Source organism: Pseudomonas sp. NPDC087336 (genome assembly GCF_044744285.1).
Taxonomy (GTDB): Bacteria; Pseudomonadota; Gammaproteobacteria; order Pseudomonadales; family Pseudomonadaceae; genus Aquipseudomonas.
In genome coordinates, this window is sequence record NZ_JBIUYA010000001.1 from 522,323 (window position 1) to 541,655 (window position 19,333).

Sequence of the window (19,333 nt, forward strand, 5' to 3'; positions counted from 1 at the left end):
TTGACCCTCAAGCCACGAGGCACCTCATGATCCGCGAAGAATTCCTGCGTTTGGCCGCTGCCGGCTATAACCGCATCCCGCTTGCCTGCGAAACCCTGGCCGACTTCGACACGCCGCTGTCGATCTACCTGAAACTGGCCGACGAGCCCAACTCCTATTTGCTGGAGTCCGTGCAGGGCGGCGAGAAGTGGGGCCGTTACTCGATCATCGGCCTGCCGTGCCGCACCGTGCTGCGGGTGCATGACCATCACGTCAGCGTGACCATCGACGGTGTTGAGACTGAAAGCCATGAGGTAGAAGACCCGCTGGCCTTCGTCGAGGCTTTCAAGGCCCGTTACAACGTACCGACCATCGCCGGCCTGCCGCGTTTCAACGGCGGCCTGGTGGGCTATTTCGGTTACGACTGCGTGCGTTATGTGGAAAAGCGTCTGGGCAAGTGCCCGAACCCGGACCCGTTGGGCGTACCGGACATTCTGCTGATGGTGTCCGACGCCGTGGTGGTGTTCGACAACCTGGCCGGCAAGATGCACGCCATCGTCCTGGCCGACCCGGCGCAGGAAGACGCCTTCGAGCAAGGTCGAGCGCGCCTGGAAGAGCTGCTGGGAAAACTCCGTCAGCCAATCACCCCACGCCGTGGTCTGGATTTCAGCAAGCAGCAAGCGGCTGACCCGGTGTTTCGCTCCAGCTTCACCCAGAACGATTACGAAAAAGCCGTCGACACCATCAAGGAATACATCCTGGCCGGTGACTGCATGCAGGTCGTACCGTCCCAGCGTATGTCGATCGACTTCAAGGCAGCACCCATCGATCTGTACCGGGCGTTGCGCTGCTTCAACCCGACGCCTTACATGTACTTCTTCAACTTCGGCGACTTCCACGTCGTCGGCAGTTCGCCGGAAGTGCTGGTGCGGGTCGAAGACAACCTGATCACCGTGCGCCCGATCGCCGGCACCCGTCCACGCGGGGCTAACGAAGAGGCCGACCTGGAGCTGGAAAAAGACCTGCTGTCGGACGACAAGGAAATCGCCGAGCACCTGATGCTGATCGACCTCGGTCGCAACGACACCGGTCGCGTATCGGAGATCGGTTCGGTGAAGCTCACCGAGAAAATGGTCATCGAGCGCTATTCCAACGTGATGCACATCGTGTCCAACGTCACCGGTCAATTGAAGGCCGGTCTGACGGCGATGGACGCACTGCGGGCGATCCTGCCAGCGGGCACTTTGTCCGGCGCACCGAAGATCCGCGCGATGGAAATCATCGACGAACTGGAACCGGTCAAGCGCGGTGTCTACGGCGGCGCCGTCGGCTACTTTGCCTGGAACGGCAACATGGACACCGCCATTGCGATCCGTACGGCGGTGATCAAGAACGGCGAACTGCATGTGCAGGCTGGTGGCGGCATCGTCGCCGACTCGGTGCCGGCGCTGGAGTGGGAAGAAACCCTGAACAAACGCCGTGCGATGTTCCGTGCGGTGGCCCTGGCGGAACAAACCCCGGAAAACTGATCCATGACAAACGCGGCACCTGAGAAGGCGCCGCGTTTTTTTGTGCCTGTGGTTTACTGAAGATCAGAAATCCAGCGCGACCCCAACGGTAATCCCTTGCTGGGTAAAGTCATCGTCCTTGCGCAAGGTGTACCCGCCACGCAACGCAAGATCGGCCGTCAAGTTGTGGCTGACCCCCAGGCTCACGCGATTCAAATGACTCTGTGGTGTATAGCCATCTAGCGTGAAGCCGAGGGTCGGCAAGCTATTGAGGGCAATGTTCACCTTCTGCACGTCATCCTCATACTCACGCTCGTAGGCATATTCACCAAACACTTGGGTCTGTGAGGTGATCTGGTACTTACCCTGCAGCCCGGCGCCGAGACGTTTCGAATCGCGTTTCTGATCATCAAAGGTCAGCGCCGTGGAGCGACTGGTATTTTCCGAGTAACCGTCGACTTCCACTTTGGCGTAATCGGCGCTGATGAACGGCGACAGGTGCCACTCACTGCCCGACTGCGCAATGTCATAGCCCAGGCGTGTGCTGAAGGCCCAGAGATTGCCGTCGGTATCGCCTTTCTCCGCACCTTCACCCGCGCCTAGATCGAATTTGCGTTTGAGATCGTCGTAATCCAGCTTGCCGCCGGTCAATGCGGCATCGGCCCACCAACGGTTCTGCTGGTACTGGGCGAATGCCGTGGCCAGGTAGCTGTTGAGCTTGTAGTCCGAATCGTTGTTGCCTGCCTCCAGGTTCTGGCGATAGAAGCCTGCCGCCACACCCACGCGCCAGGCTTCATTGAGGCGATAGCTGCCGCCGATGTTCAAGCTGTAGCCGTTGCCATCGGCATCGGCACCGCTGCTTTGGTGGTCCACGTCGAGATGCTGGCCACCCCCGGCCACAATGGCCCGCCATTGGCCGACCGCCTGCCAGCTCTCCCAGTCGGATTGCCACTGGCTGCGCAGTTCGTCCTGATGCGCGCGTAGCGTGGCGTGGGCCATTTCCGGCAGCAGCGTCAGTTCCCAGGGCGCAGCAAGCAAGGAATAGGCGTAATCGGACACCAGTTTTTGCCCGGCTTCGGTCGGATGAACCCCATCGTTATAAACCAGCTGGCTGGGGTCCGGGGTGGCGCTGTTGATGCCAAAGGTAGCGTTTTCGGTACAGCCGTCGCCGCTGAAGCAAGTCGCCGTCAGGTTCTGGTCGGTAGCAAAACCGAATCGCGCCGGATCGGCGAAGGTTTCCTGCAACAACAGTGGAATATTCAACGGAATGATTTGGGCGTCGATGCCCGCCAACCGAGTGACCAATTGCCGGTTGAAGGCCGCACTCAGTTGCGAGGTTGGGCCCTGCAGAGGAGTGCCATTGATGGCGGGTGTCAAACCCAGGTCAGGCAGCAGCCAGACCATGATGTACCGGGCGCCGGCCGATTGCAGAACCTGAACGCTGTTGGCCAGTCGGTCCGCTGCGGCATTCGCCTGGGCGCCGCTTTGCACACGTCCCTGAAGAAAGTCGTTACCGCCGCCGGAGAGGTAATACAGAGCGTTCGGATCGGCGCGGAAATTGTTGGCTGGCAAGTAGCCCGCTCGTGCACGTTCGCCCGTGGCGGATAAGGTGGTGATTGAATTGAGGATCTGATCGGTGCGGTAGCCGCCAACGGCCCAGTTGTTACCATCGGGCAGACCCTGGGCGGCGCGTGCGGCTGAAGTCGAAGCGGCGGTCTGGTCATCTGAGAAGCCAAGCCTGCCCCCAAGCAGTTGGGTTGAGTTGGCGGAATGGACTTCGCCGCTGCCGTCCTGATAAGTCGGCCCGGTCCGGTTGGTGAAGCGCAGGGTCGAGCCGGGAGGGCCGCCCGTGTCGGTAAACTGCCCCGCGTCGTTGAGGCTGTCACCGAAGACGATGAAGTTCGAGTAAGGGTTGGGCGCCGCGAACGCCTGAGCGCAGGCCATAGCGAGCAGGCAACCGGCAAGCGGTACAAACAGCGTCTGTCTGATCATGAGCAAGTCCGTTTGTTTCTTGTTTTAGTGGCGTAAACGACAGTGCCAAAAAACTATAGAGCCTGATGCCATTCGGCGCGAACCTGCCCAATGTTTCACTGGCTTCGATCGCCCCATATTGCACGCTCTGCCCAGCTAAGTTACTGTGCCTGGACGTATAAATGAGACCTTCCCCGTGTTGATCGTCAGCAAACTCCTGGATCAAGTCATCAAGGCACACGCCCGCTGGCGTTGGCGCGCCTGAATCCTTCTACCGGCCCGGCCGGATCTTTACCGCTTCGCCTTCTTTACTCGCAAGACATTGCCCTTTGCTTCGCGATTCCAGCGCCGCCAAAGTGCAGGACGCTGCGGGTAAGTCATTCGAAGGCTGTATCAAGTCAGTGAATTCAAGAGGTTCTTAACGCCATGTTGCTGATGATCGATAACTACGACTCTTTTACCTACAACGTTGTGCAATACCTGGGTGAGCTGGGCTCCCATGTCAAAGTCGTGCGCAACGATGAACTCACGGTTGCACAAATCGAAGCCCTCAATCCCGAGCGCATCGTCGTCTCTCCCGGTCCTTGCACCCCGACCGAAGCGGGCGTCTCGATTGATGTCATCAAGCACTTCGCCGGCAAACTGCCGATCCTCGGTGTCTGCCTGGGCCATCAGTCCATCGGCCAGGCCTTTGGTGGCGATGTGGTTCGCGCGCGCCAGGTCATGCACGGCAAGACCAGCCCGGTGTTCCACGAAGACAAAGGTGTCTTCGAAGGCCTCAACAAGCCGCTGACGGTTACCCGCTATCATTCATTGATCGTCAAGCGCGAAACCCTGCCTGATTGCCTCGAGCTGACCGCCTGGACCCAACTGGAAGACGGCTCAGTCGACGAAATCATGGGCCTGCGCCACAAGACCCTGAACATCGAAGGCGTGCAGTTCCACCCTGAGTCGATCCTCACCGAACAGGGGCACGAACTGTTTGCCAACTTCCTCAAACAAACCGGCGGCACGCGCTAAGGACCTTTCATGAATATCAAGACAGCCCTGGGCCGTATCGTCGAGCAGCTTGACCTCAGCACTGATGAAATGCGCGACGTGATGCGTGAAATCATGACCGGCCAATGCACGGACGCACAGATCGGCGCCTTCATGATGGCCATGCGCATGAAGAGCGAAAGCATCGACGAAATCGTCGGTGCGGTGTCGGTCATGCGTGAGCTGGCGGACAAGGTCGAACTAAAGACTCTCGACGGTGTAGTCGATGTGGTCGGCACTGGCGGTGACGGTGCCAACATCTTCAACGTGTCGACCGCGTCGTCTTTCGTGGTCGCGGCGGCCGGTTGCACGGTGGCCAAGCACGGCAATCGCGCGGTTTCGGGTAAAAGCGGCAGTGCCGATTTGCTGGAGGCGGCCGGAATCTACCTGAACCTGACCCCGGTCCAAGTGGCGCGCTGCATCGATAACGTCGGCATCGGTTTCATGTTTGCCCAGACTCATCACAGTGCCATGAAGCACGCCGCCGGCCCGCGCAAGGAGCTTGGCTTGCGTACTCTGTTCAACATGCTTGGCCCGCTTACGAATCCGGCCGGTGTGAAACATCAGGTAGTGGGTGTCTTCACCCAGGCGTTGTGCCGGCCGCTTGCTGAAGTGTTGCAGCGTTTGGGCAGCAAGCATGTACTGGTGGTGCATTCAAAGGATGGCCTGGACGAGTTCAGCCTGGCGGCACCGACCTTTGTCGCGGAACTGAAAAACGACCAGATCACTGAATATTGGGTCGAGCCGGAAGATCTGGGCATGAAGAGCCAGAGCCTGCATGGCCTGGCGGTGGAAAGCCCGGCGGCGTCCCTGGAGTTGATCCGCGACGCCCTGGGCAAGCGCAAGACCGAAAACGGTCAGAAAGCTGCCGAAATGATCATGCTCAATGCCGGTGCCGCGCTGTATGCGGCCGATCATGCCAGCAGTTTGAAAGAAGGCGTTGCCCTGGCGCACGATGCGCTGCACACCGGCCTCGCTCGGGAGAAACTCGAGGAGCTGGGTGCATTTACCGCGGTATTCAAAGTGGAGAATGAGGGATGAGTGTACCGACGGTTCTGGAAAACATTCTGGCCCGCAAAGTTCAGGAGGTCGCCGAGCGTAGCGCCCGTGTGAGCCTGGGCGAGCTGGAAAGTCTGGCCAAGGCGGCCGATGCACCCCGGGGTTTTGCCAAGGCTTTGCTGGCTCAGGCCAAGCTGAAAGAGCCGGCAGTCATTGCTGAAATCAAGAAAGCGTCGCCGAGCAAAGGCGTGATCCGCGAGAACTTCGTTCCTGCCGACATTGCCAAGAGTTACGAGAAGGGCGGGGCGACCTGTCTTTCCGTGCTGACCGACATCGATTATTTTCAGGGCGCCGATGCGTACCTGCAGCAGGCTCGTGCTGCGTGCAACCTGCCAGTCATCCGCAAGGACTTCATGATCGATCCGTATCAGATCGTCGAAGCCCGTGCCCTCGGCGCCGACTGCGTGCTGTTGATCGTCTCCGCCCTGGATGACGTGAAAATGGCCGAACTGGCGGCGGTGGCCAAAAGCGTCAACCTCGATGTGCTGGTGGAAGTGCACGATGGCGATGAGCTGGAGCGGGCCTTGAAAACCCTCGACACCCCGCTGGTTGGCATCAACAACCGCAACCTGCACACCTTCGAAGTCAGCCTGGAAACCACCCTCGACCTGTTGCCGCGAATCCCGCGCGATCGTCTGGTGATCACCGAAAGCGGCATCCTCAATCGCGCCGATGTCGAGTTGATGGAAATCAGCGACGTCTACGCGTTCCTGGTTGGCGAGGCATTCATGCGCGCCGAAAATCCGGGCACTGAACTGCAGCGCCTGTTCTTCCCTGAACGCGGCATTCCTGTCAGCGGTTCTACGCTCGACTGATCCGGTCATTGCAGGCAGCCCTGTTCCCCTGTGGGAGCGGGCTTGCCCGCGATGAGGCCATCAAATTCCCCAAGGACGTGAAGTCTGCCGGAGTCGCTCCATGTCGCTGCCAATCTCTCTGACCATCGAAGCCGGCCTGCAGGCCGAACAGGATCTGTTGGCATCGGTCTGTGCCGGCGACGCGGAGTTCGGCCTGTTGTTCTGGCAGCCGAGCGATCGGGCTTTGGTGATGCCACGCCGTTTGAATCGCTTACCGGGATTCGAACACGCCTGCGAAGTCTCCGCCGCTGCCGGCTGGCCGGTGCTGTTGCGTGAAACCGGTGGTGAACCGGTGCCGCAATCCGCCTCGACGATCAACATCGCCCTGGTTTACGCGCCGGCGCGCAGCGAAGGGGATCTGAACCGTATCGAGACCGGCTACCGACGTCTGTGCGATCCGATCTGCCAGTTGCTGGATGAGCTGGGCGGCACTTCGTCCCTGGGCGAAATAGCCGGTGCGTTCTGTGATGGCCGCTTCAACGTCAATCTGGATGGTCGCAAGATGGTCGGTACTGCCCAGCGCTGGCGCCAGAGCCAGGGTGGTCAGCGTCCAGTCGGGCTGGTTCATGGTGCGATGTTGCTGGATAACGAGCGCCAATCGATGGCCGCGGCGGTCAATCGCTTCAATGAGGCCTGCGGTCTGGAGCAACGGGTGCGCGCTGAAAGCCACATTGCCTTGCATGAGAAGTTCACCGCGCCGGATGCGCTGGAACGTCTCGATGAACTCTATCGGCAAATGCTGGTGCGGATGTTCAACGGCTAAGTTTACGAGCTTAGCGCGTACCGAAGACCACCATGGTCTTGCCTTTGACATCCACCAGGTTGCGCTCTTCCAGATCCTTGAGCACACGTCCCACCATCTCCCGGGAACAGCCGACGATCCGTCCGATTTCCTGACGGGTCACCTTGATTTGCATGCCGTCGGGATGGGTCATGGCATCGGGCTGCTTGCACAGCTCAAGCAGGCAGCGGGCGACGCGACCGGTGACGTCGAAAAACGCCAAGTCACCGACCTTGCGGGTGGTGTTGCGCAGGCGTTGTGCGATTTGTCCGCTTAGAACGTAAAGAATGTCCGGGTCTTGCTGCGACAGTTCGCGGAATTTCGCGTAGCTGATTTCCGCCACTTCGCATTCGACCTTCGCCCGCACCCAGGCACTGCGTTCCTGTTCGTGGCCGGCCTGCTCAAACAAACCCAGCTCACCGAAAAAGTCCCCGGCGTTCAGGTAGGCGATGATCATTTCCCGGCCATCGTCGTCTTCGATCAGGATGGTGACCGAACCCTTGATGATGAAGAACAGCGTCTCCGAGCGGTCACCGGCACAAATGATGTTGCTCTTGGCCTGATAGCGACGGCGCTGGCAATGCATCAACAGCTTGTCGAGGTTTTTCATCTTGGGGGTGGGGGCAATAGCAACCATGGTTGTATCCCGAAAAGACTGCACGGTGTGTTGGGTTTTTTAAGAACTGCGGACATTGGGGCACAGTTGGCCAGGCGCCAGCGAATTGGCGCCAGCTTACCAGACACTTCTTGCAATATTCGAGATTTTACCTACAGCGTCGTAGGTTATGTCCTAGGACGGCGGTCACTGTCAATCAAGGGGCCTGTGCTAAGCTGGCGACCCTTTTTTTAGACAGTGGAGTCTTGGCGATGAAGGCACGCATCCAATGGGCTGGCGAAGCCATGTTCCTCGGCGAATCCGGCAGCGGTCATGTCGTGGTCATGGACGGTCCGCCCGATGCCGGCGGTCGTAACCTGGGTGTCCGGCCGATGGAAATGCTCCTGCTGGGTGTAGGCGGTTGCAGCAACTTCGATGTGGTCAGCATCCTCAAGAAGTCCCGTCAGGCGGTCGAGAGCTGCGAGGCATTCCTTGAAGCCGAGCGCGCGACTGAAGATCCGAAGGTATTCACCAAGATCCACATGCATTTTGTGGTCAAGGGCCGTGGCCTGAAGGAAGCGCAGGTCAAGCGCGCCATCGAACTGTCCGCTGAAAAATATTGCTCGGCTTCGATCATGCTGGGTGCGGCAGGTGTAGAGATCACTCACGACTACGAGATCATCGAACTGGGTTGAATCGACATCAAAAAAAGGCGACTCCCTCACGGCAGTCGCCTTTTTCATGTCTGTCGCAAAACTTTGTGGGCGCGGGCTTGCCCGCGATGGGGCCCTGACAGGCAACCGAGCGCTCAGATCCGATAAGTACTCTTGGTCATGACCTTGGCCATCAAACTCATCCCGAACTTCACCGGTGTCGGAAAGCGGAAACCGCCAGCCTCCAGCGCGCTTTCGGCATGCTGTTCTTCATCGATGCGCATCTGCTCGAGAATCGCCCGGGATTTTTCGTCCTCGGCCGGCAGTTGCTCCAGGTGTTCATTCAAGTGCTTGCACACCTGATCTTCTGTCGCTGCGACAAAACCAAGGCTGACTTTGTCGCTGATCAGGCCTGCAACAGCACCTATACCAAACGACATGCCATAGAACAGCGGATTGAGAATGCTGGTGTGGCTGCCCAACTGATGGATGCGTTGCTCACACCACGCCAGATGGTCGACTTCTTCTTCGGCGGCGTGCTCCATCGCGATGCGCACTTGCGGCAGCTTGGCAGTCAGGGCCTGACCTTGGTACAGCGCCTGGGCGCAGACTTCACCGGTATGGTTGATGCGCATCAGCCCGGCAACGTGGCGGGTGTCTTCATCGCTCAATTTCGCATCGGGTTGCACGATGGCCGGCGACGGACGGTAGGGCTGGCCGCTGAAGGGCAGCAGGGTCCGCATCGCGGCATCGGCTTGCAGCAGAAGGCGATCAATCGGCGAGTAGTGACGTTGGGTAGTCATGCTGACCTCCGGAGGAATCTCGGCGGCCAGTTTAACCCAATCGGCCGGGGAAGGTTTGCGTTGGGTCATTTGTGGTGGCGCCACCGAACGTGTAGGAGCATGGCTTGCCCGCGATAGCGTCCTGGAGATCGCCATCGCGGGCAAGCCTTGCTCCTGCAGGGGTTAGCGGTCTATCAGCCCGGCGGCCAGTGCATCTGGCGCTGACCCAGTACATGCATATGAATGTGATAGACAGTCTGCCCACCTTCTTCATTGCAGTTCATGACAACGCGGAAACCTTTTTCGCAACCCAGTTCCAGGGCCAGACGCTGGGCGGTGAACAGGATGTGTCCAGCCAGAGCCTTGTCGTCCTCGGTCAGGTCGTTCAAGGTGCGTACCGGCTTCTTCGGAACCACCAGGAAGTGCACCGGTGCCTGTGGGGCGATGTCGTGGAAGGCCAGTACCTGGTCGTCCTCATAAATGATCTTCGCCGGGATTTCCCGGTTGATGATCTTGGTGAACAGAGTATCCACAGCTGTTTTCTCCGTTGTTTGGGCTGGCCCGAGTGTACCCATGCCGGGTGTACCCGCCCAGTGTTTTACCGTAGGCCTCTTCAGCGCGGGCAGTGAGCCTTGATGACCATGCCAGTGATCGTCCTGATCAGCCAGCGCGAGCCGAACCGGGGCAGGGTGGCGAACCAGCGGTTGCGCCGCCCGGGGATGATGATTGCGCGATTTTTCTCCAGGGCCCGCACGGTATAGAGCGCGACTTCCTCCGGACTCATCAGCATTTTACTGTTGGCCAGTTTGTCGTTGTTCAGTTGCGCGGTGCGGAAAAACGCCGTGCGAGTCGGGCCGGGGCAGAGCACCGAGACCTTGACCGCGCATTTTTTCAGCTCGACGCGCAGGGCTTCGGAAAAGTGCAGCACATAGGCCTTGCTCGCATAGTAAGTGCTCATCCACGGGCCGGGCTGGAATGCCGCGACCGAAGCGACGTTCAGAATTTGACCGCCGCCCTGCAACGCCATGCTGTTGCCGATGGCATGGCACAGGCGAGTGAGTGCCAGGATGTTCACTTCGATCAGGTCTTGCTCGGTCATCCAGTCCTGCGCCAGGAACGGGCCGCAAGTGCCGATGCCCGCGCAGTTGACCAGCAGGTCGATCTGCCTGTCGCCTTCTTCCAACTCCAGCAGGAAGCCCGACAGGCGTAGCGGCTCGCCCAGATCGCAGGCACGGAACAACACTTCCACGCCAAAACGTTGGGTCAGTTCAATCGCAATGCTTTCCAGCTGATCACGCTGTCGAGCCACAAGAATCAGGCTGCGGCCGCGCCGGGCCAGCGCTTCGGCCATCGCCAGGCCGATGCCGCTGGAAGCGCCAGTGATCAGAGCGTAACGGGTCATGCCATTCTCCATCGCAACAGCTCCGCGCCGCGACGCAGGTGTCACGGGCGGGGAGCGCTGTTCATTCTTTCGCAGAGTCTACAGGGGGCGGGGCTTGTTCGGCTGCCTCGGCAGGCGAATTTGCTTGTGGTTGGACTTCGACATCGATTTCGTCGCTGCTCACCGAGCCGCTCTGGTAACTGCTTTCGAGGGTGTCTTCATACCCTTGCTGGATTGCCGAGATTCCACCCACCATCGCACCGATGGAAAACAGGCCGATAAACACAATCCACAATGCGCACAAAACCTTGACCGCCGTGCTGTTGGGCGGGGGAGGCGGGCCATAGCGGTTAGCGCCGACGTTGCCCGGCATGACCATGATCACCAGCGGGAAGAAACTGCCGACGAATGGAACCAGGTTCAGGAGCCAGAGCCAGCCCGACCAGCCTATATCGTGCAAGCGCTGGATGGAGAACAGAACACTGACCACCAGGAACGCCATGAACAGGAAGAAAGCGAAGATGCCGCCGATGATCAGCCCGTTGGTGGAATTGCCACTGACCAGCCCCAGGCCGATGAGCGCAAATACGCCGACAATGGGCAGGGTCACCAGGCTCAGCACCATCGTCCACGCCAGAAAACGCAGGCGTCCGATTCGACCTTCGACGCTGAAGGCTTTGAGTACGGCGAACTCCGGCAGACTTTCGCCGACGCTGGCTTGTGGCGGCGAATAAGGAGATTGTGGTTCTGTCACAGCGACACGATCGTGAGCATCCGACAGGTCAAGCTCGATCGAAGGTTCCCTCTCGATCCGGGCATCGATGCCCGTGTTCTTCAGGGCTTGAAGATAGGTTTGCGCATCAGCCTGTGACAGGTCGCGCTTGAGTGCTACCGGTCGACCATTGAACAAGCGCTCGATGGCGCTGACGTCGCTCTTGAACAGCGCGGCGAGATTGAGTTTGGCGGTGTTGATATCAACGCCCGGCAGCAGTGTGCCGTCGAACACGATCTTGTAACGGTTTTCGCTCATCGCCCAGGCATCCTTGTCGCAAGTCTCGATACGAATGGCCAGCCGCAAGCTGGCCCGGTTGTTCAGCGCGGCCAGTGTTGGCGCAGCTGCGCTGCTTGTTCCTGTGCCTTGCGGTACTCGTCGTCGAGGCGTGCAACCAACTGATCGACGCTTGGCAAATCATCGATTTCACCGACGCCCTGGCCCGCAGACCACACGGTTTTCCAGGCTTTGGCTTCATCGCTGATGGGTTTGAGTTTGGAGCCGAAATTAACCTCGCCCTTGTTTTGCAGCGCAGCCATGTTGAATCCGGCGGCCTCCAGGCTCTGGCGCATGAAACTTGCCGGTACGCCCGACACCGCTGGAGTATGGATGATGTCTGCCGCTCTGGATGTCAGCAGCATCTCTTTGTAGGCATCCGGCGCATGACTCTCGGTGGTGCCGATAAATCGTGTGCCGAAGTAGGCCAGGTCCGCACCCAGCAATTGCGCGGCAAGAATTTCGTGACCGTGGTTCAGGCATCCGGCCAGCAGTAGCGTCTTGTCGAAGAACTGGCGGATCTCGGCGATCAGCGAGAACGGGCTCCAGGTGCCGGCATGTCCGCCAGCACCCGCCGCGACGGCAATCAGCCCGTCCACGCCCGCCTCGGCGGCCTTCTCGGCATGGCGACGGGTCGTCACATCATGGAACACCAGCCCGCCATAGCCGTGGACCGCGTCGACGAGCTCCTTCACGGCGCCGAGGCTGGTGATCACGATCGGGACCTTGTGTTCAATGCAGATGTCCAGGTCCGCCTGCAATCGCGGATTGCTGTTGTGCACAATCAGGTTCACCGCATAGGGCGCAGGGTTCTCAAGGGTCGCCAGCCCTGCCTCGATTTCCTCCAGCCATGCCTTGAAGCCGCTGCTCTCGCGTTGATTCAGCGCTGGAAAACTGCCCACTACGCCGTTGCGACAGCAGGCAAGCACCAGTTGCGGGTTGGAAATCAGGAACATCGGCGCGGCCACCACGGGCAAACGCAAGCGTTGTTCAAGCAGAGCGGGCAGCGACATTGGAAGTACCCCGGTGAGTTGTGCCTATTGGATTTAGAACGGCCGAACGACGACCAGAATTACGATCGCCAGCAATATCAGAACCGGCACTTCATTGAACCAGCGATAAAAGACATGGCTGCGGGTGTTTTCGCCACGGGCAAAGCGCTTCACCTGCGCGCCGCACATATGGTGGTAGCCGATCAGCAGCACCACCAGGGTCAGCTTGGCGTGCATCCAGCCACCCTGGCTGAAGTAGGCGCCCGGGTTGAGGCTGATCAGCCAGCCGCCAAAAATCAGGGTCGCGATCATCGAAGGCCCCATGATGCCTCGGTACAGCTTGCGCTCCATGATGCTGAAGCGCTCCTTGCTGACGGTGTCTTGGCTTTGGGCATGGTAGACGAACAGGCGCGGCAGGTAGAACAGGCCGGCAAACCAGCAGACGACGCTGATGATGTGGAAAGCTTTGAGCCACAGATAAAGCATTTTTGGTTATTCCCAGGTTCATGGTAGCCGGATAGTAGAGGCTTGAGGCTCCGCACGTCACCTTGCCGGTTGTCGCAGGACGATACGGGCCCTATTATCGACGGCTTTCCAGTGGGTTCGTTGAGGGCAGGTTTATGGTCAAGGTCGGTATCGTCGGCGGCACGGGTTACACCGGTGTCGAACTGTTGCGTCTGTTGGCGCAACATCCGCAAGCTGAAGTGGTGGTGATCACTTCCCGATCCGAGGCCGGCCTGGCCGTGGCGGACATGTACCCGAACCTGCGAGGCCACTACGACGGCCTGGCGTTCAGTGTTCCGGACATCAAGACCCTGGGGGCGTGCGACGTGGTGTTCTTCGCCACCCCTCATGGTGTTGCACATGCCTTGGCGGGTGAGCTGCTGGCGGCCGGTACCAAGGTCATCGACCTGTCTGCGGATTTCCGCCTGCAGGACGCCGATGAATGGGCCAAGTGGTACGGCCAGCCGCACGGTGCACCGGAGTTGTTGGACGAAGCGGTCTACGGCCTGCCGGAGGTCAATCGCGAGCAGATCAAGAAAGCGCGCCTGATTGCGGTACCGGGTTGCTACCCGACCGCCACGCAGTTGGGTTTCCTGCCATTGCTCGAAGCGGGCCTGGCCGATGCTTCGCGCCTGATCGCCGACTGCAAGTCCGGCGTCAGCGGCGCTGGTCGTGGTGCTGCCGTAGGTTCGCTGTACTCCGAAACGTCGGAAAGCATGAAGGCTTACGCCGTCAAAGGGCATCGTCATCTGCCGGAAATTCGCCAGGGTCTGCGTCGCGCCGCGGGCAAGGACGTTGGCCTGACCTTCGTACCGCACCTGACCCCGATGATCCGTGGCATTCACTCCACGCTCTACGCAACCGTCGTGGATCGCTCGGTGGATCTGCAGGCGCTGTTTGAAAAGCGTTATGCCAATGAACCGTTCGTCGACGTGATGCCAGCCGGCAGTCATCCGGAAACCCGCAGCGTGCGCGGCGCCAACGTGTGCCGTATCGCTGTGCACCGCCCTCAGGACGGTGATCTGGTGGTCGTGTTGTCGGTGATCGACAACTTGGTCAAAGGTGCGTCGGGTCAGGCCGTGCAGAACATGAACATCCTGTTTGGCCTGGATGAGCGCCTGGGCCTGTCCCACGCGGGCATGTTGCCGTAAGGCTGTATCGCGCACAGCAAAAGGCCCGTTGAACGGGCCTTTTTGCATTCAGGGCGGGCGACTGGGTTGGTTGATATACCATAACAATAGTTGACCGATTTTCTAGGACAAGCGGATAATGCGCGTCATCACGCATTATGGCGGCGTAACGCCGGGAGATAGTCAGCATGAGCGTCGAATCCTTCACCCCCACGGCTTTGCAATTCACCCACGGTGCCGCGCACAAGGTGAAGAGCCTGGTCGATGAAGAGGGGAATGATCGCTTGAAGCTGCGCGTATTCGTTACGGGCGGCGGTTGTTCAGGTTTTCAGTACGGCTTCACTTTCGATGAAGAAGTGGCCGATGACGACACCATCGTTGAACGCGAAGGTGTGAGTCTGGTTGTCGATCCGATGAGCTTTCAGTACCTGGCAGGAGCCGAGGTGGATTACCAGGAAGGTCTGGAAGGCTCGCGTTTTGTCATCAAGAACCCGAACGCTACCACCACCTGTGGCTGTGGCTCTTCGTTCTCGATCTGATCAGCGCGTCTGTATCATCAAAACGCCGCATGGCCTCAGGGCCCTGCGGCGTTTTGCTGTCCGGCATTCAGGCGGGGTAGATGGCGCCGAGTACGCGCAGTCCACGCGCGCCGGTGACACTCGGGCGATTGGCCGCGATGCCTTCCAGGCAGCAATGGGCCAGCCAGGCGAAGGCCATGGCCTCGACCCAGTCCGGGTCTACACCGTGAGTGGCGGTACTGCTGACCATCGCATTCGGTAGCAGGTCGGCCAGGCGCTTCATCAGTGCACCGTTGTGCGCGCCACCTCCGCAGACCAGCAGCTCCTGAGTATCTGCCTGGGAACTGCGCAGCGATTCGATGATGGTCAATGCCGTCAGTTCCAGCAGCGTTGCCTGAACATCCTCGGCCGCGAAGTTCGGCAGCGCTGCCAGGTGCCGGGTCAGCCATGGCAGGTTGAAGACTTCCCGGCCGGTACTCTTCGGGCCCTTTGTCACAAAGAACGGGTCGCTGAGCAGCGCCTTCAACAGTACCGGTTCAATCTTGCCGCTGGCAGCCCATTGGCCATCACGATCATAGTTGTCACCGCGCTGTTGGTGAATCCAGGCATCCAGCAACACGTTACCCGGACCGCAGTCGAAACCTGCGACAGGCTTGCCGGGTTCAATCAGGCTGAGGTTGCTGAAGCCACCCACGTTCAGCACGGCGCGGTTACCGGACTGTTCTTCAAAAAGCGCTTCGTGAAAGGCCGGAACCAGTGGCGCGCCTTGCCCACCAGCGGCGACGTCACGGCTACGGAAATCGCTGACCACCGTGATGCCGGTCAGCTCGGTCAGCAGGGCCGGGTTACCGATTTGCACCGTGAAGCCGCGCGCGGGTTCATGGCGAATGGTCTGGCCATGGCTACCAATCGCGCGAATGTCTTCAGGCTTGAGGTGTTGTTGGGCAAGTAGGGCATTAACCCCCTGCGCCGCCAGCTTTACCCAGTTCTGCTGGGCGATGGCGGAGCGGGCGATTTCGTCCGGACCGCTGGCGCACAAGCCAAGCAGCTCAGCGCGCAGGGAGTCGGGCATCGGGATGTAGTGGGTGGCGATCAGCCTGATCGCCGGAGCTTGTTCGATCAGCGCTATGTCCAGGCCATCAAGGCTGGTCCCGGACATCACACCTATATAGAGCGCCATGGCCTAGCGCTTGGCCGAAGCCAGCTGGGTGGCTTTTTCCTGGTCCATGCGGGCCATCAGGGGCTGGCTCTGCGCCCGGAAGCGTGCGCGTTCGGCTTTGGAAATCGGGTCGGCCATCGCTACTTTCTGGCCCAGCGGATCGACGTGTACGCCATTGACCTGGAACTCGTAATGCAAGTGCGGGCCGGTGGAAAGGCCGGTAGTGCCAATGTAGCCGATGACCTGGCCTTGTTTGACAGTGCCTCCTGTCTTGACGCCCTTGGCGAAGCCTTGCATGTGGCCGTACAAGGTGCGGTAGGTATTGCCGTGCTGCAGGATTACGGTGTTGCCGTAACCGCCGCGGCGACCCGCGAGCAATACTTTGCCGTCACCGGCTGCCTTGATTGGCGTACCGCGTGGTGCTGCGTAGTCCACGCCTTTGTGAGCGCGGATTTTGTTCAGAATAGGGTGCTTGCGGCCCATGGAAAATTTCGAGCTGATTCGGGCGAAGTCCACCGGGGTACGGATGAATGCCTTGCGCATGCTGTTGCCATCAGCCGTGTAATAGCTGCTGTTGCCTTGCTTGTCGGTGTAGCGCACGGCGGTGTAGGTCTTGCCGCGGTTGGTGAAACGTGCGGACAGGATTGGGCCGTCGCCAACTGCTTTGCCGTTGACCACTTTCTGTTCATAGATCACATCGAACTGGTCGCCCTGGCGAATATCCTGGGCAAAGTCGACGTCGTAGCCAAACACGCTGGCCATGTCCATGGTCAGTCGATGCGACAGGCCCGCGCGCGCAGCGGACTGCGACAGCGAGCTGTTGATCACGCCATGCACGTAGGCAGAGCGTACGGTGGGCTTGGCGGTAACACGGTTGAAGCTGTAACCCTTGACGTTCTTGGTCAGGGTGATGGTTTCGAGGTCGCTGACCTTGCTGTGCAGGCTGGTCAGCTGGCCGTCCGGACCCAGTTCGAATTCAAGTTTCTGCCCATGCTTGAGCTGGCTGAATTGTTTGGCCTGTTTGTCGCTGGCCAGCAAGTCATGCACCGAAGTGGCTGGGAGGCCGACTTTTTCGAACAGCGTGGAGAGCGTATCGCCTTTGCTGACGATCACTTCCCTGTGATTTGGCGCCTTCTTTTCTTCGGCGGCCGGTGCAGGTGCTGCTGCAGGAGCAGGTGCGGCTTGAGCGGTTTCCTGCTGCTCTGGCGCGCTGTCCTCGATTTGCGCAAAAGGAGGCGCGACAGCCTCATTTGTGGCTTGGACGGCGTCTGCAGCGTCTTGTTCTTGTGTCAGTTGTTCAGCAGGGCTTTCCAGTTCAAGACTCAGGGTTGTCTTTTTGGCTTCGACATCACTGGAAGGAAATACCAGAAGCGCCAGGCTCAGCAGGGCGGCGATGCCACTCGCTGCGAGCAGGTGGGTTTTCGGGTAAAGCGGTGGCGCTTTAGACGATTCTTTGGTCATAAGTAGTGTTTTGACTTTGAAAAAGATGAATTGGAAAAGATGAATGACATGATGAAGATGAAATAACTGTATAAAATATAACCAAATCATCCCTGAAGCAAGTCCGCGGACACCCTAGTCAGCGGATTGGCGTCATTGTGCCGGCCAAACTTTGTATTTGACGCGCGATCTTGTATGGTTGGTCCCCTTTGAATTCGAGCCTTGCGGGTCTGTTATGAAGTCGGTTGAAGAGCAGCTAGCGCTGATTAAACGTGGTGCGGAAGAACTGTTGGTCGAGTCCGAGCTGATCGAAAAGCTCAAGCGTGGCCAGCCGCTGCGTATCAAGGCCGGCTTCGACCCGACCGCACCGGATTTGCACCTGGGCCACACCGTGCTTATCAACAAGCTGCGCCAGTTCCAGGAGCTGGGTCATCAGGTGATTTTCCTGATCGGCGACTTCACCGGGATGATCGGCGATCCAAGCGGCAAGAGTGCAACGCGTCCGCCGCTGACCCGTGAACAGGTGCTCGACAACGCCGAGACCTACAAGACCCAGGTGTTCAAGATTCTCGATCCGGCCAAAACCGAAGTGGCATTCAACTCCACCTGGATGGATCAGATGGGGCCGGCCGACTTCATCCGCCTGACTTCGCAGTACACCGTGGCACGCATGCTCGAGCGCGATGACTTCGACAAGCGCTACACGACCAATCAGCCGATCGCTATTCATGAGTTCCTGTATCCGCTGGTCCAGGGCTATGACTCGGTCGCCTTGCGCGCGGATGTCGAGCTCGGAGGTACCGACCAGAAGTTCAACCTGTTGATGGGGCGTGAGCTGCAGCGTGGTTACGGCCAGGAAGCCCAGTGCATTCTGACCATGCCGTTGCTCGAAGGGCTCGATGGGGTGAAGAAGATGTCCAAGTCCTTGGGCAACTACGTCGGCATCCAGGAAGCGCCGGGAGTGATGTATAGCAAGCTGGTCTCCATTCCGGATGCGCTGATGTGGCGTTACTTCGAGCTGCTCAGCTTCCGTTCCATGGATGAGATCAATGCGTTCCGCGCCGATGTCGAGGCGGGTGCCAATCCGCGTGACATCAAGATCAAGCTGGCTGAAGAGATCGTTGCCCGTTTCCATGGTGAGGAGGCTGCGGCCAATGCCCATCGTGCGGCCGGTAACCGTATGAAGGATGGCGAGCTGCCGGACGATCTGCCTGAGATCGAATTGACTGCTGCCGAAGATATGCCGATCGCTGCTGTCCTTAATAAGGCTGGCCTGGTGAAAAACTCGGCTGTGGCGCGTGATCTGCTCGGTTCCGGTGGCGTGCGCATCGATGGCGAGGTCGTCGATCGCTCCTTTATATACGTACTGGGTGCGACCCACGTTTGCCAGGCTGGCAAAAAGGCATTTGCGCGCATTACGCTCAAATCCGAATAAACCTGAAACAAAGGGTTGACGGCGAATTTTAGGAGCCTATAATTCGCCCCACTTCCGGCGCAGTCGAAACGGAAAACTCCTTGCTAAACAATGAGTTACGAAGTTTTCGGCAGCAGGTTGCTTCAGTTCATCGAAGCTAGAAGGAAGTTGAAAAAGAGGTGTTGACAGCAGCGTGTAACGCTGTAGAATTCGCCTCCCGCTGACGAGAGATCTGAAGCGCAAGTGGTTGAAGTTGTTAAGGATTCCTTGAAAACTTCTGAAAAATATCACTTGACAGCAAATGAGGCTGCTGTAGAATGCGCGCCTCGGTTGAGACAAAGCTCTTAACCAATCGCTCTTTAACAACTGAATCAAGCAATTCGTGTGGGTGCTTGTGGAGTCAGACTGCTAGTCAACAGATTATCAGCATCTCAAGTTACTCCGCGAGAAATCAAAGATGTAACCAACGATTGCTGAGCCAAGTTTAGGGTTTTCTCAAAACCCAAAGATGTTTGAACTGAAGAGTT

19 protein-coding genes are annotated in these 19,333 nt (G+C 59.0%); 9 read left to right on the forward strand and 10 right to left on the reverse strand.

Annotated features, from left to right (window positions below; all coding sequences use genetic code 11):
* Positions 1-26: 26 nt before the first annotated feature.
* A complete protein-coding gene (gene trpE, locus ACIO0C_RS02390; RefSeq protein WP_401307281.1) occupies positions 27-1,508 on the forward strand; it encodes an anthranilate synthase component I in 1,482 nt (493 codons plus the stop codon).
* 63 nt (positions 1,509-1,571) lie between these two features.
* On the opposite strand, the gene estP is transcribed toward trpE, so the two are convergent.
* On the reverse strand, positions 1,572-3,479 hold the full coding sequence (estP, locus tag ACIO0C_RS02395; protein WP_401307284.1) for an esterase EstP: 1,908 nt from the start codon (positions 3,477-3,479) through the stop codon (positions 1,572-1,574).
* A gap of 405 nt (positions 3,480-3,884) precedes the next feature.
* Here estP and ACIO0C_RS02400 point away from each other — a divergent pair, with 405 nt between their 5' ends.
* The 4 genes from ACIO0C_RS02400 to ACIO0C_RS02415 all read left to right on the forward strand — a co-directional run bounded on the left by ACIO0C_RS02400 (position 3,885) and on the right by ACIO0C_RS02415 (position 7,172).
* Positions 3,885-4,478: an aminodeoxychorismate/anthranilate synthase component II gene (locus tag ACIO0C_RS02400; RefSeq protein ID WP_401307286.1), complete on the forward strand. Its 594-nt coding sequence runs from the start codon at positions 3,885-3,887 to the stop codon at positions 4,476-4,478.
* Between the two features lie 9 nt (positions 4,479-4,487).
* On the forward strand, positions 4,488-5,537 hold the full coding sequence (gene trpD, locus ACIO0C_RS02405; protein ID WP_401307289.1) for an anthranilate phosphoribosyltransferase: 1,050 nt from the start codon (positions 4,488-4,490) through the stop codon (positions 5,535-5,537).
* Positions 5,534-6,370: an indole-3-glycerol phosphate synthase TrpC gene (gene trpC / locus ACIO0C_RS02410; RefSeq protein WP_401307291.1), complete on the forward strand. Its 837-nt coding sequence runs from the start codon at positions 5,534-5,536 to the stop codon at positions 6,368-6,370. Before trpD ends, trpC begins: the two co-directional genes overlap by 4 nt.
* A 100-nt stretch (positions 6,371-6,470) precedes the next feature.
* The gene (locus ACIO0C_RS02415; protein WP_401307293.1) at positions 6,471-7,172 is read left to right on the forward strand and encodes a biotin/lipoate A/B protein ligase family protein; all 702 of its coding nucleotides are present in this window, start codon (positions 6,471-6,473) and stop codon (positions 7,170-7,172) included.
* 10 nt (positions 7,173-7,182) lie between these two features.
* On the opposite strand, the gene crp is transcribed toward ACIO0C_RS02415, so the two are convergent.
* A complete protein-coding gene (crp, locus tag ACIO0C_RS02420) occupies positions 7,183-7,827 on the reverse strand; it encodes a cAMP-activated global transcriptional regulator CRP (protein ID WP_008061599.1) in 645 nt (214 codons plus the stop codon).
* A 230-nt stretch (positions 7,828-8,057) separates the two neighbouring features.
* Between crp and ACIO0C_RS02425 the strand changes: the two genes are divergently transcribed.
* Positions 8,058-8,480, forward strand: coding sequence for an OsmC family protein (locus ACIO0C_RS02425; protein WP_008061600.1), 423 nt, complete (start codon positions 8,058-8,060; stop codon positions 8,478-8,480).
* A gap of 113 nt (positions 8,481-8,593) precedes the next feature.
* On the opposite strand, the gene coq7 is transcribed toward ACIO0C_RS02425, so the two are convergent.
* The 6 genes from coq7 to hemJ form a co-directional block, all read right to left on the reverse strand.
* Positions 8,594-9,241: a 2-polyprenyl-3-methyl-6-methoxy-1,4-benzoquinone monooxygenase gene (gene coq7, locus ACIO0C_RS02430; RefSeq protein ID WP_401307298.1), complete on the reverse strand. Its 648-nt coding sequence runs from the start codon at positions 9,239-9,241 to the stop codon at positions 8,594-8,596.
* 173 nt (positions 9,242-9,414) lie between these two features.
* Positions 9,415-9,753, reverse strand: a complete 339-nt coding sequence (locus ACIO0C_RS02435; protein ID WP_007986008.1) for a histidine triad nucleotide-binding protein — start codon at positions 9,751-9,753, stop codon at positions 9,415-9,417.
* Positions 9,754-9,833: 80 nt separating this feature from the next.
* Positions 9,834-10,622 carry an SDR family NAD(P)-dependent oxidoreductase gene (locus ACIO0C_RS02440; protein ID WP_401307302.1) on the reverse strand — a complete coding sequence of 263 codons (789 nt, stop codon included), beginning with the start codon at positions 10,620-10,622 and terminating at the stop codon, positions 9,834-9,836.
* Positions 10,623-10,683: 61 nt separating this feature from the next.
* Complete coding sequence (locus tag ACIO0C_RS02445; RefSeq protein ID WP_401307304.1) at positions 10,684-11,631, reverse strand: DUF805 domain-containing protein; 948 nt, start codon at positions 11,629-11,631, stop codon at positions 10,684-10,686.
* 62 nt (positions 11,632-11,693) lie between these two features.
* Positions 11,694-12,662, reverse strand: a complete 969-nt coding sequence (locus ACIO0C_RS02450) for an NAD(P)H-dependent flavin oxidoreductase (protein ID WP_401307307.1) — start codon at positions 12,660-12,662, stop codon at positions 11,694-11,696.
* 33 nt (positions 12,663-12,695) lie between these two features.
* Positions 12,696-13,127 carry a protoporphyrinogen oxidase HemJ gene (gene hemJ, locus ACIO0C_RS02455; protein WP_401307310.1) on the reverse strand — a complete coding sequence of 144 codons (432 nt, stop codon included), beginning with the start codon at positions 13,125-13,127 and terminating at the stop codon, positions 12,696-12,698.
* A gap of 134 nt (positions 13,128-13,261) precedes the next feature.
* Between hemJ and argC the strand changes: the two genes are divergently transcribed.
* Positions 13,262-14,296, forward strand: coding sequence for an N-acetyl-gamma-glutamyl-phosphate reductase (gene argC, locus ACIO0C_RS02460; RefSeq protein WP_020798783.1), 1,035 nt, complete (start codon positions 13,262-13,264; stop codon positions 14,294-14,296).
* A 167-nt stretch (positions 14,297-14,463) separates the two neighbouring features.
* A complete protein-coding gene (gene erpA / locus ACIO0C_RS02465; RefSeq protein WP_007906865.1) occupies positions 14,464-14,814 on the forward strand; it encodes an iron-sulfur cluster insertion protein ErpA in 351 nt (116 codons plus the stop codon).
* Between the two features lie 67 nt (positions 14,815-14,881).
* On the opposite strand, the gene ACIO0C_RS02470 is transcribed toward erpA, so the two are convergent.
* Entirely contained in the window at positions 14,882-15,973 is a 1,092-nt protein-coding gene (locus tag ACIO0C_RS02470; RefSeq protein ID WP_401307314.1) for an anhydro-N-acetylmuramic acid kinase, read from the reverse strand.
* A gap of 3 nt (positions 15,974-15,976) precedes the next feature.
* Complete coding sequence (locus ACIO0C_RS02475) at positions 15,977-17,413, reverse strand: peptidoglycan DD-metalloendopeptidase family protein (protein WP_401307316.1); 1,437 nt, start codon at positions 17,411-17,413, stop codon at positions 15,977-15,979.
* Positions 17,414-17,627: 214 nt separating this feature from the next.
* Here ACIO0C_RS02475 and tyrS point away from each other — a divergent pair, with 214 nt between their 5' ends.
* Positions 17,628-18,827 carry a tyrosine--tRNA ligase gene (tyrS, locus tag ACIO0C_RS02480; RefSeq protein ID WP_180202466.1) on the forward strand — a complete coding sequence of 400 codons (1,200 nt, stop codon included), beginning with the start codon at positions 17,628-17,630 and terminating at the stop codon, positions 18,825-18,827.
* Positions 18,828-19,333 lie beyond the last annotated feature (506 nt).

Excerpts from the sequence above, each read along its gene's own strand:
- trpE (WP_401307281.1), top strand. The coding sequence starts at position 27 with ATGATCCGCGAAGAATTCCTGCGTTTGGCCGCTGCCGGCTATAACCGC.
- estP (WP_401307284.1), bottom strand. The coding sequence starts at position 3,479 with ATGATCAGACAGACGCTGTTTGTACCGCTTGCCGGTTGCCTGCTCGCT.
- ACIO0C_RS02400 (WP_401307286.1), top strand. The coding sequence starts at position 3,885 with ATGTTGCTGATGATCGATAACTACGACTCTTTTACCTACAACGTTGTG.
- trpD (WP_401307289.1), top strand. The coding sequence starts at position 4,488 with ATGAATATCAAGACAGCCCTGGGCCGTATCGTCGAGCAGCTTGACCTC.
- trpC (WP_401307291.1), top strand. The coding sequence starts at position 5,534 with ATGAGTGTACCGACGGTTCTGGAAAACATTCTGGCCCGCAAAGTTCAG.
- ACIO0C_RS02415 (WP_401307293.1), top strand. The coding sequence starts at position 6,471 with ATGTCGCTGCCAATCTCTCTGACCATCGAAGCCGGCCTGCAGGCCGAA.
- crp (WP_008061599.1), bottom strand. The coding sequence starts at position 7,827 with ATGGTTGCTATTGCCCCCACCCCCAAGATGAAAAACCTCGACAAGCTG.
- ACIO0C_RS02425 (WP_008061600.1), top strand. The coding sequence starts at position 8,058 with ATGAAGGCACGCATCCAATGGGCTGGCGAAGCCATGTTCCTCGGCGAA.
- coq7 (WP_401307298.1), bottom strand. The coding sequence starts at position 9,241 with ATGACTACCCAACGTCACTACTCGCCGATTGATCGCCTTCTGCTGCAA.
- ACIO0C_RS02440 (WP_401307302.1), bottom strand. The coding sequence starts at position 10,622 with ATGACCCGTTACGCTCTGATCACTGGCGCTTCCAGCGGCATCGGCCTG.
- ACIO0C_RS02445 (WP_401307304.1), bottom strand. The coding sequence starts at position 11,631 with ATGAGCGAAAACCGTTACAAGATCGTGTTCGACGGCACACTGCTGCCG.
- ACIO0C_RS02450 (WP_401307307.1), bottom strand. The coding sequence starts at position 12,662 with ATGTCGCTGCCCGCTCTGCTTGAACAACGCTTGCGTTTGCCCGTGGTG.
- hemJ (WP_401307310.1), bottom strand. The coding sequence starts at position 13,127 with ATGCTTTATCTGTGGCTCAAAGCTTTCCACATCATCAGCGTCGTCTGC.
- argC (WP_020798783.1), top strand. The coding sequence starts at position 13,262 with ATGGTCAAGGTCGGTATCGTCGGCGGCACGGGTTACACCGGTGTCGAA.
- erpA (WP_007906865.1), top strand. The coding sequence starts at position 14,464 with ATGAGCGTCGAATCCTTCACCCCCACGGCTTTGCAATTCACCCACGGT.
- ACIO0C_RS02470 (WP_401307314.1), bottom strand. The coding sequence starts at position 15,973 with ATGGCGCTCTATATAGGTGTGATGTCCGGGACCAGCCTTGATGGCCTG.
- ACIO0C_RS02475 (WP_401307316.1), bottom strand. The coding sequence starts at position 17,413 with ATGACCAAAGAATCGTCTAAAGCGCCACCGCTTTACCCGAAAACCCAC.
- tyrS (WP_180202466.1), top strand. The coding sequence starts at position 17,628 with ATGAAGTCGGTTGAAGAGCAGCTAGCGCTGATTAAACGTGGTGCGGAA.